13 protein-coding genes are annotated in these 13,245 nt (G+C 74.9%); 3 read left to right on the forward strand and 10 right to left on the reverse strand.

The window, feature by feature from the left end; all coding sequences use genetic code 11:
* Nucleotides 1–9: 9 nt before the first annotated feature.
* From AC5L3C_RS24625 to AC5L3C_RS24665, 9 genes are read right to left on the reverse strand one after another with little or no spacing between them, the layout of a single operon-like run.
* The gene (locus AC5L3C_RS24625) at nucleotides 10–660 is read right to left on the reverse strand and encodes a YveK family protein (RefSeq protein WP_493650873.1); all 651 of its coding nucleotides are present in this window, start codon (nucleotides 658–660) and stop codon (nucleotides 10–12) included.
* Nucleotides 657–1,841, reverse strand: coding sequence for a glycosyltransferase (locus AC5L3C_RS24630; protein ID WP_493650874.1), 1,185 nt, complete (start codon nucleotides 1,839–1,841; stop codon nucleotides 657–659). The genes AC5L3C_RS24625 and AC5L3C_RS24630 overlap by 4 nt, the downstream gene beginning before the upstream one ends.
* Nucleotides 1,841–2,605, reverse strand: a complete 765-nt coding sequence (locus tag AC5L3C_RS24635; RefSeq protein WP_493650875.1) for a polysaccharide deacetylase family protein — start codon at nucleotides 2,603–2,605, stop codon at nucleotides 1,841–1,843. Before AC5L3C_RS24635 ends, AC5L3C_RS24630 begins: the two co-directional genes overlap by 1 nt.
* Entirely contained in the window at nucleotides 2,589–4,133 is a 1,545-nt protein-coding gene (locus tag AC5L3C_RS24640) for a lipid II flippase MurJ (RefSeq protein ID WP_493654004.1), read from the reverse strand. The genes AC5L3C_RS24635 and AC5L3C_RS24640 overlap by 17 nt, the downstream gene beginning before the upstream one ends.
* 5 nt (nucleotides 4,134–4,138) lie before the next feature.
* Nucleotides 4,139–5,389 carry a histone H1-like repetitive region-containing protein gene (locus tag AC5L3C_RS24645; RefSeq protein ID WP_493654006.1) on the reverse strand — a complete coding sequence of 417 codons (1,251 nt, stop codon included), beginning with the start codon at nucleotides 5,387–5,389 and terminating at the stop codon, nucleotides 4,139–4,141.
* A gap of 54 nt (nucleotides 5,390–5,443) precedes the next feature.
* Nucleotides 5,444–6,790 carry an O-antigen ligase family protein gene (locus AC5L3C_RS24650; protein WP_493650876.1) on the reverse strand — a complete coding sequence of 449 codons (1,347 nt, stop codon included), beginning with the start codon at nucleotides 6,788–6,790 and terminating at the stop codon, nucleotides 5,444–5,446.
* Between the two features lie 6 nt (nucleotides 6,791–6,796).
* On the reverse strand, nucleotides 6,797–8,224 hold the full coding sequence (locus AC5L3C_RS24655; protein ID WP_493650877.1) for an exopolysaccharide biosynthesis polyprenyl glycosylphosphotransferase: 1,428 nt from the start codon (nucleotides 8,222–8,224) through the stop codon (nucleotides 6,797–6,799).
* The gene (locus tag AC5L3C_RS24660; RefSeq protein WP_493654008.1) at nucleotides 8,221–9,474 is read right to left on the reverse strand and encodes a glycosyltransferase; all 1,254 of its coding nucleotides are present in this window, start codon (nucleotides 9,472–9,474) and stop codon (nucleotides 8,221–8,223) included. The genes AC5L3C_RS24655 and AC5L3C_RS24660 overlap by 4 nt, the downstream gene beginning before the upstream one ends.
* A gap of 44 nt (nucleotides 9,475–9,518) precedes the next feature.
* The gene (locus AC5L3C_RS24665) at nucleotides 9,519–10,607 is read right to left on the reverse strand and encodes a DUF3344 domain-containing protein (RefSeq protein WP_493650878.1); all 1,089 of its coding nucleotides are present in this window, start codon (nucleotides 10,605–10,607) and stop codon (nucleotides 9,519–9,521) included.
* A 316-nt stretch (nucleotides 10,608–10,923) separates the two neighbouring features.
* Here AC5L3C_RS24665 and AC5L3C_RS24670 point away from each other — a divergent pair, with 316 nt between their 5' ends.
* Nucleotides 10,924–11,751, forward strand: a complete 828-nt coding sequence (locus tag AC5L3C_RS24670) for a hypothetical protein (RefSeq protein WP_493650879.1) — start codon at nucleotides 10,924–10,926, stop codon at nucleotides 11,749–11,751.
* 158 nt (nucleotides 11,752–11,909) lie between these two features.
* A complete protein-coding gene (locus AC5L3C_RS24675; protein ID WP_125506406.1) occupies nucleotides 11,910–12,182 on the forward strand; it encodes a hypothetical protein in 273 nt (90 codons plus the stop codon).
* Nucleotides 12,183–12,380: 198 nt separating this feature from the next.
* On the opposite strand, the gene AC5L3C_RS24680 is transcribed toward AC5L3C_RS24675, so the two are convergent.
* Nucleotides 12,381–12,620, reverse strand: coding sequence for a chaplin (locus AC5L3C_RS24680; protein ID WP_125506407.1), 240 nt, complete (start codon nucleotides 12,618–12,620; stop codon nucleotides 12,381–12,383).
* A gap of 320 nt (nucleotides 12,621–12,940) precedes the next feature.
* Between AC5L3C_RS24680 and AC5L3C_RS24685 the strand changes: the two genes are divergently transcribed.
* The gene (locus tag AC5L3C_RS24685; protein WP_125506408.1) at nucleotides 12,941–13,201 is read left to right on the forward strand and encodes a hypothetical protein; all 261 of its coding nucleotides are present in this window, start codon (nucleotides 12,941–12,943) and stop codon (nucleotides 13,199–13,201) included.
* Nucleotides 13,202–13,245 lie beyond the last annotated feature (44 nt).

Genomic DNA, 13,245 nt, shown 5'->3' on the forward strand with positions numbered 1-13,245 from the left:
GCACCGCCCTCACCGCTGCACATCGGCGGCGGTGGCCGGGCCGGGCACCGAGGCGGCCGGCACCGCGTCGTCGGCCCGGCCGCCCCGCCTCGGCCGTACCAGCAGGGCCAGGCCGCCCAGCAGCCCGCCCGCGCTCGCCCCCACCAGGGCGGTCACCGCCGTCGACGCGGACGCCGGCCCGCCGGGCTTGACCGCGCGCGAGAACTGCACCAGACGCACCTGGGTGCTGCCCTTGGTGTCCTCCGCGTGCCGGGTCAGCGCCCGCGAGACCGCGTTCGCCATGTCGACGGCCTCCGCGGGCCGCGTCGAGGTGGCCGTGACGGACACCATCGGGGCGTCCGGCGAGGTCGACGTGCGCACACTGTCCCGCAGCGTGCGCAGCGGCACCCCCGCCCACACCTGCGCGTCCCCGAGCACCGCGAGCTGCGTGGCCACCCGCCCGTAGGCCTGCGCGAAGCCGCGCGCCGCGTCCGGGGTCGTCTGCCCGGTCGGTACGGCGACGACGTAGCTGGTGGCCTGGTACGACGGCGGCGTGAGCAGTCCGTACGCGCCGCCGAGCAGCCCGCCGAGCAGCGTGCCCGCCACCAGCGCGGACCAGGCGGGCAGCCGCTTGAGGCGGGCGAAGGACGGAAGGCGCCGACGGGTCTCGGTGTCGGTCATGACGGGCTTGCTCCCTTGTGGACATGCGGGGACGGCCAGGACGGCCGGGGCGCGGAGGACGGCGACGTGCCGGCGAGGGCCGCCGCGTACACGTCCATGAGCCGGGCCGTGCTGCGGGTGATGCTGTAGTGACGGGCGGCCTCCCCGGCCGCGCGGGCGCCGGGGCCCGCCGCACCGGCCTCGGCGATCGCGCGGGCGTACGCGTCCGGCCCGCCGCGCACCCGCCGGGCCGCGCCGGCCGCGGCCGGCGGCAGGTCCTCGATCGCCGGGCAGGAGGCGTAGAGCACGGGCAGCCCGGACGCCAGCGCCTCCACGGCCGCCAGCCCGAAGGCCTCCTCCGCGGAGGGCGAGGCGAACAGGTCCATCGCCGAGGTCAGCGAGGGCAGGTCGGGACCGGGGGAGCCGTCGGGCAGGGCGGGGCGCTCCCCGGTGAACAACACCCGCCCGGCCACCCCGGCCTCATGGGCCGTACGGCGCAGGACGTGCTCCTCGGGGCCGCCGCCCACCAGCAGCAGCCAGTGGTTCTCCGGCAGCCGGGCCAGCGCCCGGATCAGCACGTCGAACCGCTTGCCCGGGGCCAGCCGGCCGACGCCGCCCACGACGAACGCCCCCTCCGGCAGCCCCAGACGCCGCCGGGTGAGCGCCCGCCGCTCCGGGTCGAAGCGGAACCGGTCCACGTCGACGCCGTTGGGCACCACCTCGATCCGCGGGGCGGGCACGCCCCATCGCCTCAGCCGCTCGGCCACCGTCGGGGAGACGGCGACCGTCGCCGAGCCGAGCCGCTCGCTCGCCAGGTACAGCGCGCGCACTCCCGGGGTCAGCCGGCGGCCCTCCATCTGCGAGTCGCCCAGCGAGTGTTCGGTGGCGACGACCGCGCGCACCCCGGCGAGGCGGGCGGCGAGCCGGCCGTACACACAGGCCCGGTACAGATGGGTGTGCACCAGGTCGTAGCCGCCGGAGCGGATCAGCCGCACCAGGCGGGGCAGGGCGGCCAGGTCGCGGTTGCCGTGCATGCCCAGATGCACGACGCGGACCCCGTCGGCGCCGAGCCCCTCGGCGACCGGGCCCGGGTTGGTGAGCGTCACCACGTCGCACGCGACGGGCAGATGACGCAGCAGCAGCCGCAGTTGCAGCTCCGCCCCGCCGACGCCGAGACCGGTGATGATGTGCAGGGCCTTCATCACACGCCCTCCACCGGGCGGCGGCGCAGCCGGTGCAGCCGGAGCTTGAGATACAGGCGCAGCGCCGTGTCGTTCTGCCCCACGTGCGCCCGCGGCAGGGCGTGCGGGCCGGTCAGCGGTCCGGGGTCGATGGCGCAGGCGTAGCGGTAGCCGGCAGCCCGTACGGCCCCGACGACCCGCGCGTCGACCGTGCCGTACGGATAGCAGAACCCGTTCACCGGCGTCCCCGTCAGCTCCGCGAGCAGGGCGCGGCTCTCGGTCACCTCGGCGGTGAGGGTGGCGTCGTCGACGCGGGTGAGGTCGAGGTGGGTCAGTCCGTGCGAGCCGATCTCCACGCCCTCGGCGGCGGCGCGCCGGATGCCGTCCGCGGTCAGCAGCGGCTTGCGCGGGCCCAGCGGGTCCCACGCGTTGTCGCCGCCGAGCCGGCCCGGCAGTACGAAGAGCGTGGCGCCGCAGCGGAAGCGGCGCAGCAGCGGCAGGGCGGCGGTGAGGAAGTCGGTGTACCCGTCGTCGAAGGTGAGGCCGACCAGGTCCCGGCCCTCGCCGCGGGCCCGCGCGGCGAGCAGGTCGGTGACCGGAACGCCCCGCAGCCCGCGCCGGCGCAGCCACGTCAGCTGCCGCTCGAGCCGTTCGGGCGTGACGGTGATGCGGTACGGGTCGTCCGAGCAGTCGCCGACCGAGTGGTACATCGCCACCCAGGGGACGGGCCCGGGGCGGGACGCCGGGGAACTGCGGGTGCCGAGGGAATCAACGGAAGCGGCCATGTGTGAGCTTTCGTGTGACGGTGCGTACGGAGCGCACGGCGGATGCGGAGCCCCGTGCGCCCAGGACGGACAGGACGAGCGGGACGAAGACGGCGGTCACGGTGAGGCAGCCGGCCGCGAGCGCCGCCACCGGCGAGGCGTACCGGCTCGCGGCGTACGCCCCCGCGGCGACGGCGAGGGCCGAGGCCAGCACGGGCCGGGCCAGCTCCGCCAGTACGGTGCGGACGCCGACCGTGACGCCGCCGGCGTCCTCGCGGCGGGCGGAGCGCAGGCCCGTCAGCAGCAGGACGGCGGTGACGGTGATGCCGATGGCGTTGGCGGCGGCGATCCCCGCCACCCCCCAGCGGCCCACCGTCACGGCACCGGTCAGCGAGGTCGCGGCGATGCCCGCGGTCATCACCCCGACCGGGTACCAGCGGGGGCGGCCCGCCGAGAAGTAGCAGCGCACGAGGGCGCCCACGAGGGTCTGGCCGAGCAGGCCGAGCGCGTACACGCGCATCACGTCCGCCGTCGCGGCGGTGTCGGCGGCGGTGAACGCGCCCCGCTGGAACAGCAGGTGGATCATCTGCGGGGCGCAGGCGATCACCGCGGACATGCCCAGCAGCACCACGCAGGACGCCAGCAGCAGGTCCCGCTGCACCCGGGCGCGGGCCCGTTCGGTGTCGCCGTCAGCGAGGGCACGCGCCACCACCGGAAAGGTGACCGTGCACACCATCAGCGACAGCGTCATGGGGATCTGGGCGACCTTCTGCGCGTAGTTCAGGTGCGAGATGGCGCCGGCGGGCAGCGAGGACGCCAGGAACCGTTCGACGAGCACCTGCGACTGGCGGCACAGCGCGAACAGCAGGACGGCGGCGATCAGCGCGAGCCGCACCGGCCGCTCCTCGTCGGCGGGCGCGGTGACGGTCGCGGGCCCCGCCGCGCGGGAGGCCAGCTGCCGCCACAGCGACGGCAGTTGCACCGCCACCATCAGACAGCCGCCCACCGCGACCCCGGCCGCGGCGGACCGCACGCCCCACTCCGCGCCAAGGAGGAACATCGTCGCGACGATGCCGGTGTTGTAGGCGACGTAGATGGCCGCCGGCGCGAAGAAGCGCCGGTGCGCCCTGAGTGCGGCGCTGCAGTACCCGGCCAGGCCGAAGGCCAGCAGGCTGAGCGCGGTGAGCCGGGTGCAGTCGACGGCCAGGCGCGGATCGGGCAGACCGGGCGCCAGCACGCGCACGAGGAACGGCGCCCCGGCGGCGGTCAGTGCGGCCACCGCGGCGAAGGCGAGGCACAACCGCGGCAGTGTGGCTCGCACCAACTCCCGCACCGGGTCACCGGGAACGCCCCGCGCCCGGCGCGCCAGCGCCACACTGAACGCCGGGATCAGCGCGATCGCCAGCCCGTCCTCGATCAGCAGCGTCGCGGCGATCTCCGGCACGGTCCACGCGACCAGGAACGCGTCGGTGTCGCTCCCGGCCCCGAACAACCGCGCCAACGACTGATCCCGCACCAGCCCCAGCACGGACCCGGCGATCGACAACACCGCGGTCACCAACGCGGCCCGCGCGAGAAAACCCCGGGACGCGGTGGTGCCGCCGGCGGGTTCGGCCTCCGCTCCGGCCGGCCGGGGTCCGGTCCCGGTGGTTTCGGGGGCGGCGGTGACGTCGAGGTGGTGGTCGGTGCCGGCCGGCTCGGCACGGCCGGCGCCCGTGGCGGTGTCGCTCGCAGCGGTGGTACCGGCGGCGAGCGCGCCGGGGCCCGCCGCCTGCGATCGGTGGGCTGGGCGCTTGGATTCAGGGGCCGTACGCGCGTCGGGGCCGGTGCCCTTGGCGAGGGGTGCGGCCGCGCCCGGCCGGTCCGGCGCGGTCGTACGGCCGGCGGGGCCGCCTCCGTCGCCGGGTGACCGGCCGGTCCGCGGTCCGGCCGGGGCCGGTCTGCCGGTCGTGGGCCGGTGCGGCGCCGGACCGCGGGTGCCGTGGCCGCCGGACCCGCCCGACTCCGGCGCGATCCCGCCGGTGGCGAGGACATTGGGCCCGGCGCCGCCGACTGCCGCGCCGCCGACCGCAGCGGCGCCGGGTGCCGTGCTGCCCACCACCGCGCCGCTGACCGCCGTGCTGCCGGGTGCCGTGGTGCTGACCGCCGCGCTGCCGACCGCCGTGCTGCCGGGTGCCGTGCCGCCAGGCGCCGTGCTGCTGACCGCCGCGGCGCCGACTGCCGCGCCGCCGGGCGCCGTGCTGCCGATCGCCGTGCTGCCGACCGTCGCGGCGCTGACTGCCGTGCTGCCGGGTGTCGTGCTGCCGACAACCGTGTTGCCGGGTGCCGTGGTGCTGACCGCCGCGCCGCTGACCGTCGTGCCGCCAGGCGCCGTGCTGCTGACCGTCGCGGCGCTGACTGCCGTGCTGCCGAGTGTCGTGCTGCCGACAACCGTGCCGCCGGGTGCCGTGGTGCTGACCGCCGCGCCGTTGACCGTCGTGCTGCCGGGCGCTGTGCTGCCGATCGCCGTGCTGCTGACCGTCGCGGCGCTGACTGCCGTGCTGCCGGGTGTCGTGCTGCCGACAACCGTGCTGCCGGGTGCCGTGGTGCTGACCGCCGCGCCGTTGACCGCCGCGCCGTTGACCGCCGTGCCGCCAGGCGCCGTGCTGCCGACAACCGTGCTGCCGACTGCCGCGGCGCCGACTGCCGTGCCGCCGGGTGCCGGCGCGGTGGGGTTCGTGCCGTGGCCGGGGCCGTGAGCGGCACCGGCACTCGCACCGGTGGCCGCACGGAGGGCGGCACACGCGCCCGTACCGGTGTCGGCACCCGCGCCCGTACCCGCGTCGGTGCTCGTTCCAGGGCCCTGCGAAGGCACCACCGTCATCGGGTCACGGCCTCCTCGAGGCGGTCCGGGGCGCCGTCGCCGCATCCGGGGGTGTCGGGTCGTTCGGCGTGGGGGAGGGCCCACCAGGCCGTCAGGCCCAGGGCCACGCCGGTCAGTACCGTCGAGGGGCCGCCGATGTCGCCGTACACGAAGTCGGTCAGCTGCCAGAGCAGCAGGCCGCACGCGACCAGCCCGCAGTCCAGACCGGGCCCGCGCCGCCGCACCCGCAGCAGACCGCGCACCGCGCACACCAGCAGCGCCAGCCAGCTCCCGGCGAGGGCGACAAGGCCGACCAGGCCCTGCTCGCTCAGCACCAGCAGATACATGCTGTGCGGGGAGAGCAACGCCTGCTTGTGGTACGACTCGCCCGCACCTCCGATGTCACTGCCCGACGACAGCGCCAGCGTCGCGTGTCCGTCCCGGTACTCGGGAAAACCCTTCAGCCCCACACCGGTCAGCGGCTGCTCGCGCCACATGCCGGCCGCCGCCGCCCACAGGGTGTACCGGTCGATCACGGACTGGTCCGGCGCGTCGGTGACCTCCGTGATGCTGTCGATCCGCTCCTGCAGCATCGCCGTACCGACGCCGAACCCGCCCATCAGGACCACCCCCGCGGCGACCAGGGCCGCCCCCGCCTTCAGGGCGCGCCGCAGCCCCGCGAACGCCAGCTGCACGGAGCACGTCAGCGCGGTCGCGATCCAGGCACCCCGGCTGAAGGACAGCGCCAGCGGCAGCACCAGCGCCAGCGCGCACCCCGCGGCGGCCGCCCGCTGCCGCAGCGGCGTCCGGCCCAGCGCGAGCCCCACCGCGCACACCACGCCCAGCGACACCGCCGTCGCCATACCCATCACGTCCTGCGCCCCGAAGGTGCCGACCGCCCGGATGGTCTCCCCCTGGTAGGAGGCGCCGGTCCCGGTGACGTACTGGTGCACCCCCACGGCCCCCTGCCACAGCGCGAGCCCCACGAACGCCCAGGCCAGCACCCGGAAGTCGGCCCGGCCCCGGAGCAGCACCAGCACCGCCGCCGGGACCAGCACGAAGACCTGCAGATAGCGGCACATGCCGCCGACCCCCGCCGCCGTCGACTCCGCCCCCATCGCGGCGAGCGCGAACCCCGCCACCGGCAGCCCCAGCACCACCGCCGCGCGCGGCGTCAGGGGCCGCCGCCGCTCCCGCAGCAGACGGATCACGCAGTACCCCACGACCAGTGCGGACACCACGTCGGCGGCCCCCGCGCCGTCCCCCGCCGACGGAAGGGCCAGCAGCGCGACCACCGCCACCAGCGGCAGGACCGGCGCCAGTGCGGCGGCCCGGGGCGGCAGGGGGACGAGGACGTGGCTCACGGGTCGTCAGCTCCCCGTCGGACGGACCAGCGTGGCCGCCGTGCGCAGCAGGATGCAGATGTCCTGCCACAGCGACCAGTCGTCGATGTAGGCGTTGTCGAACCGGCAGCGGTCCTCGATCGAGGTGTCACCGCGCAGCCCGTGGATCTGCGCGAGCCCGGTGATGCCGGTACGCATCCGGTGGCGCGCCGCGTATCCCGGGTACGTCTGGCTGAACTGCGCCACGAAGTACGGCCGTTCGGGGCGCGGACCGACCAGGCTCATGTCGCCGCGCAGCACGTTCCACAGCTGGAGCAGCTCGTCCAGCGAGGTGCGCCGCAGCATGCGGCAGAACCGGCGCATCTCGTGCTCGCCCGCCACGCTCCACCGGGTCGCCGACTCGTGCTCGTCGGCCGGGCGGTGGGTGCGGAACTTCAGCAGCGTGAACGGCTCCCCGTTCCGGCCGATGCGCTCCTGCCGGAACACCACCCCGGGCCCGTCGGTGATCCGCAGCGTCACGGCGCACACCAGCAGCAGCGGGCTGACCAGCAGCAGCATCGCGCCGGAGAGCAGGACGTCGAGGGCCCGCTTGCCGATGCCGCCGTCGCGCGCCGGCCCGAAGTCCAGCCGCCGGCAGGCGAACCCGGCCAGCCGCTCCCGCGTCGGGCAGGGCCCGGCGTCGGGCTCGACCTCCCAGACCACGCACCCGGCCCCGGCCAGCGACCGCAGCAGCGGCCCCTGTTCGGCACGGACCGCCGGATGGACGGCGAGCACGGCCCGCACCCCGTTCTGGATGACCGCCCGCTCGACCTCCTCGTCCGTGCGCAGCACGGGCACCCCCTCGCCGCCGTCCGCCTGCCCGGCGACGACCCCCACCGGCCGCACCCCGCACCCCGGGCGGCGCAGCACGGCGGCGGCCACGCGCTGCGCGGTCGCCGCCGGCCCGATGACGAGCGCGGCGTACGGATGCCGCCGCAGCGCGGCGCGCCGCCGCCCGTGCACCACCGCCCGCAGCACACCGCCCGCCGTCACCTGCACGGCGAGCCCCGCCAGCAAGGTCGAGGCGGACAGCGCCTCGTCCGGCCGGTACGCCGCCCACAGCGCCGCGGTCCCCAGCCAGGCCACCGCGGCACGACCGCACACAGCGGGCAGCTCGTCCAGCAGCCCCGGCGTCCACGGCCGGGCACCGCGCGGACGCGGCAGCAGCGACACGCCGGCCAGCAGCGCGACGAGCAGGGGATGCGGCCCGGCACCGGCGAGCACCGGCACCGCGAGCAGGACGGCACCGGCGTCCGCGACGAGCAGCGGCACCGGGGAGTCCGGCCGGGCGGGCGGCCGCGAGGCGGGCAGCCGGGGGCCGTCGTCGGCGGGGCGCGGCGGCATGACGGAGACGGGCGAGAATCCGTGCTCCCGCGGCGGTACGCCGGGGGAGGGCACGGTGCGTTCGGCGGTCACGAGTGGATGGACTCCCTGTGCTCGTACGACTCGGCGGTCGGTGACATCCGTTCGGCCCCGGCGTCCCCGGCCGTCCGGTGCGCGCGCGCCCAGGGCGCCGTCGCGGCCGGCCAGGTGCCGAGCAGATCGCGGTAGACGCCGGTGACCGCCCTCGCGGTGTGCCGCACGTCGTGGAGGGACAGCACATGGTGGCGGCCCCGGTCGCCGAGGGAGGCACGCAGCGACGGGTCGAGCAGCAGCGCGGCGACGGCGCCCGCCAGCGCCCGCGCGTCCTCCGGCGGCACCAGGCACGGGCCGGCGAAGGAACGCGGCAGGCTCTCGCGGGCGCCGTCGACGTCCGTGACCACCACGGGCCGCCCGCAGGCCATCGCCTCCAGCGGCGCGAGCGCCATGCCCTCCCAGCGGGACGGCAGGACGACGACATCGGCGGCCTGGTACCAGGGCGAGGCGTCCGCGACGGCCCCCGCGAACAGCACGGAGGCGGGGGCGGCCGCGCGCAGCCGGTCACGGTCGGGGCCGTCGCCGACCAGGACGAGACGGGCGTCCGGGACCTGGCGCAGCACGGCGTCCCAGGCCCGCAGCAGGACGTCCTGCCCCTTCTGCCGGCACAGCCGGCCCACGCACACGGCGAGCGGCGCCCGCGCGTGCGTCCCGGCCAGCGGCGCGAGCCCGTCCCGTACGGCCTCCGCCGGGGCCGGGCGGAAACGCTCGGGGTCGATGCCGTTGGGTACGACGGCCCACCGGCCGGTGATCCCCGCGCGCACCCCGGTGGCGCGTTCGGCCTCGCTCACGCACATCACCCGGGCGGCCCAGCGTGCCGCCCACCGCTCCCAGCGCAGCGCGAGGGCCGCGGTGGAGCCGCCCACCGCCTCGAACGACCAGGCGTGCGGCTGGAACACGGTGGGGATCCGCCCGCGCACCGCGAGCCGCCCGGCGAGCCCGGCCTTCGCGCTGTGCGCGTGCAGCAGGTCGGGGCGCGCCTCGTCGAGCAGCCGGGCCAGCTGCCGCACCTCGCGGACGAGCGACGCGCCCGGCGAGCGCGTCGCGTGCCAGTGCCGTACGTGCGCGCCGAGCGTGCGCAGCTGGCCGGCGAGCGCGCTGTCGGGGCAGACGGCGGTGACGTGCAGCCCGTCCGCCAGCTGGGCCCGCACCAGGTCGGTGACGACCCGCGCGACCCCGCCGTCCACGGGCTGGGTGAGGTGCAGGACCCGCGGCCGGTGTCCGGACGACGGTGGCAGCTCCGTGCGCACGGCTTCCTCGCTCGGGCCGGGCTCGGCGACGGGCGGCGACGCGTTCACCGTCGGGCGTCGACGGCGGCGAACAGCACGCCCGCCCACGCGGCGTCGCGCTGGGACGTGAGGCGGACCGTGGCCCGGTCACCGGCGCGCGCCAGACGTTCGCCGAGGTCGAACACGTCGGAGTCGTAGCCGAGGGTGTTGGTGTGGGCGGGGACGCGTGCCGGGGCGGTCCCGGGGGCGGAGACGGTGGAGTTCAGCACGTCGTCGAGCGGGTTGGCCCGGTTGGCCAGCGCGGTGGCCGGCGCACCGCCCGCGCTCACGGTGAGCGAGTCGCCGGTGGTGCCGCGGTCGCCGTTGTAGGCCACCAGACCCACCTGGCCGGCGGCGCCCGCGGCGAACGGGATGTCGCGCAGCGCCATCTCCGCGCCCCCGTCGGAGGCGAGCGGCGTGAAGCCGTCCCAGATGGACAGGTGCCGCAGCGGCTCCGCCGGGTCCTCGTACGCCACGACCAGCGTCCAGCCGCCCCAGGCGCCGGCCGCCGACCTGCCGGAGGCGACGTTGATCTGCGCCACCGTGTACAGGCCAGGCGCGCTGTCCCGCACCAGCCGGGTCACATCGGCGGAGGCCTGGAAGGCGTCCGCGCCGTCCGCCACGCGGTGGCCCACGACCGTGTCCGCGAGCAGTTCCTTGTACGCGCCGCCGGGTTCGGCGATCAGCACCCGCTCGTTGTCGGCGGCCGGCTTCTGCTCGCCCACGAGGAGATTGCCGCCCCAGTACAGACGGGCGTAGGTCACGCGGGCGCCGGCGGGCAGCCGGAGCTCCGCGCGGGAGGAGTTGTACGTGTTCGGGTCGCTGTCGACGTCGATGTAGCCCATGTCGAAGTCGCCGTTCACACCGTCGGCGTCGCCGCCGCGCACGTTCCGGCAGGAGGACGCCGAGGTGCGGCAGGTGGCGGAGGAGTTGGCCGCGCGCACGATGTTGCCGTGCTGGAGCGCCCGGTAGCGCTCGCCGAAGGCGAGCCCCTCGGCCTCCGGGGCGGGCGCGGACGGCGCCGCGGCGGCGGGGCCGCAGGGGACCCACAGCGCGGCGAGCGCGAGGGCGCCCACGGTCGTACGGCGAAGCAGCTGACCCAGGGATTGACGCATGTCCGTCGGAGCCTTTCGGAACAGGTGGCGGCGGCAGGCAGCGGAGACGAGTGCGATGCGTCCGCCCATGAGGGTGCTTCAGAGGTTCGCAACTCTAGCCATCAAACGAGCAAATCAATTGAAATCGGACCAAGAGTGGCAATTGTGTTGAAACGGTGAAGTCGAGTGTGCGTGTCATCCGGCCCGGTGCACCGTCTGGTCAGGCAGAACAGCGAGAGGGTGAAGGGCGGAACCGAACGGCGTACGCCCGGTCGCGAGGGACCGTGGGCGCTTACACGGTGAGTTCAAGATCCGAAACTCCGCGAAAGGAACCTCCATGCGCGCTCTGCCGGCACGGCGTATCGCACTCGGCGCACTGTGCGCCGCCCTTCTGGCCGGAACCACCGGCCCCGTCGCCATGGCAGCGGACCCGGCGCCCGAAAGCGACCGCGCGGTGTCGTCCGCCGCGCTGCTGACGCAGCTCAGGCATGTCGACACGCACGGCAGTGAACTCACCCCGGTCGTCGACCTGGTGAACGCCGTACTCGGGGCGCCTGGCGGCCGACTGCCCCGGGAACGGGCCGTGAAGCTGGGCGACGCCGTCCAGGCCGCCGTGGCCAAGGCGGCGGACGGCGACCCCTCGACCACGGTCACCTCGACGACGGTGACCACGTCCACGTCAGCATCGATGTCCACGTCCGGAGCGACAGCACCCGGGACCGTACCGGCCGTCACCGCCTCGGCGACGGGTGTGCTCCTGCCGTCGACGACCGAGACCGCCGCCGGCCCCGCGAGCGACGTGATCGGCGTCGTGCGGGAGGCCCTCGACAACCTCCTGGACCTGCTCCTGCCGAAGGACGGCACCGCGACCGCCGACGAGCCGACGACCGGCTTCACCGCCGAGACCTCTGACGAGTCCACAGCCGCGACCACGGACGGGACCACCGACGAGTCCGCGGATGCATCCACCGAGGCGGCCATGTCGCCGGTCGGAAACCTGCTCGCCCGCCTGGACGCCCTCGTCGAGGCGCTGACCGCTGCCGACACACAGGTGACCACCCTGCCCGCACCCGCCGCCGCGACGCCGTCGGAGCCCAGCACGCCCACCACATCCACCACGCCGGCCACGCTCCCCGCGCTCACCTCACTTCTGTCGACTTCCTGAACCGCCCACGAAGCGGTATTCACTCCGTCAGCCGTTCATAGATTTCATATGAGGACTCGGAAATCTTCGACTTTCCGGTTTCCGCCCGGGCTGGGGATCGTTGAGCACGGCGACAGAATTCCCCTCCGGCGCCCCGCGTTGCCGAAGAAAGGAACACGATGAAGTCCCTGAAGGCTGCCGCCGTTCTTGCCGGGTCCCTGATCGCCGCCGGTGTAGCCGCCCCCGCGTACGCCGCGAACTCCACCGACCTGGCGTCCACCCGCCTCGACACCGGCCTGCGCACCGCGGTCCCCTTCGAGCTCATGCCGCTGTACGAGTCGGACTCGCTCGTCGAATCCGACGAGGACTCGCTGCTCGGCACCACGAAGGAAGCGGCCGCCGTCGTGAACGAGGCCAAGCCGGTGCATGGCAATGTGGGGCTGCGCGCCTGAGAACAGGCCCAGCGAATTCGGCCCCCGGTTTCCTGCCGGGGGCCGAATTGCTGTGCCGCGGTCGTTGCTCGTGCGGGCCGCCGCTGTTGCTCGGGAAACGGGCGCCGCTCGGCTACGGCAAGAGCCCCGGCGCGCGAGGCTGCCGGGGCTCTCGGGGTACTACGGCGGACGTCCGTAGCCTTGATTCCCTGCGGTACGTCAGCCGTTCACGCAGACATTGCCGGCGGCCGGGTTGAGGAAGCCGATGACGTTCACGGTGTTGCCGCACACATTGATCGGCACATGGACCGGAACCTGGACCACATTGCCGGACGCGACACCGGGCGAGTGGACCGCTGCACCCTCCGCGCCGGAGTGGGCAGAGGCCATTCCGGCGCCGCCGAGCACCACGGCACCCGTGCCGAGAGCCAGGGTGGCCGCCTTCGCGATGCGAGACATCACGTTCTCCTTACTGGTCTGGTAATCGCGGCAGCATGACGAGCGGCCGCACTCCCCGCTCAACGCGGAGGCAGGGTGTCGGGTCACGGCTCATGTCCAGAGATCACCGCTTGATCCACCTTTGGGTGCGAACGGTGACCTCGACGCAGCCCTTCTGTCGACCGTTCGGGACGGCATAACAGGCCTATGACCTGCACTTTCACAGAAAACATGTGCAAATGGGCGTTTCGGCTGTCCAAAGTCGCAAAGGTCCCTTACGTTAGCAACTGTGAGTGACCGGTCCGTAATGGACTGTGTCCGCTACGAGAAACGGAGAGGTAATGCGTAAGTTCCAGAAGGCCGCCGTCGTCGCGGCCATGCTCGGCAGCGCTGGCTTCCTTGGTGCCGGCGTCAGCTACGCCGGTGACAACCCGGGCTTCGAGCTCAACAGCGAGCAGACGACGACCTGTGCGCTGGACCAGTCGATTCAGTCGCTGGTGGCCATCGACGACATCAACGCCGGTGTTGGCGCGCTCCTCGGCCTGGGCAACGCGGAGAACAGCGAGACCAACGCCGTGGCCTGCTCCTCGAACCTCGGCTGAGCAGTCGCTGTCAGGTGAGCCCGGTGGGCTCCGGGTTCCGCGCC

Source organism: Streptomyces speibonae (genome assembly GCF_984686075.1).

Coding starts and splice junctions, on each gene's coding strand:
- AC5L3C_RS24625 (WP_493650873.1), bottom strand. CDS start 660: ATGACCGACACCGAGACCCGTCGGCGCCTTCCGTCCTTCGCCCGCCTC.
- AC5L3C_RS24670 (WP_493650879.1), top strand. CDS start 10,924: ATGCGCGCTCTGCCGGCACGGCGTATCGCACTCGGCGCACTGTGCGCC.
- AC5L3C_RS24665 (WP_493650878.1), bottom strand. CDS start 10,607: ATGCGTCAATCCCTGGGTCAGCTGCTTCGCCGTACGACCGTGGGCGCC.
- AC5L3C_RS24680 (WP_125506407.1), bottom strand. CDS start 12,620: ATGTCTCGCATCGCGAAGGCGGCCACCCTGGCTCTCGGCACGGGTGCC.
- AC5L3C_RS24675 (WP_125506406.1), top strand. CDS start 11,910: ATGAAGTCCCTGAAGGCTGCCGCCGTTCTTGCCGGGTCCCTGATCGCC.
- AC5L3C_RS24630 (WP_493650874.1), bottom strand. CDS start 1,841: ATGAAGGCCCTGCACATCATCACCGGTCTCGGCGTCGGCGGGGCGGAG.
- AC5L3C_RS24635 (WP_493650875.1), bottom strand. CDS start 2,605: ATGGCCGCTTCCGTTGATTCCCTCGGCACCCGCAGTTCCCCGGCGTCC.
- AC5L3C_RS24685 (WP_125506408.1), top strand. CDS start 12,941: ATGCGTAAGTTCCAGAAGGCCGCCGTCGTCGCGGCCATGCTCGGCAGC.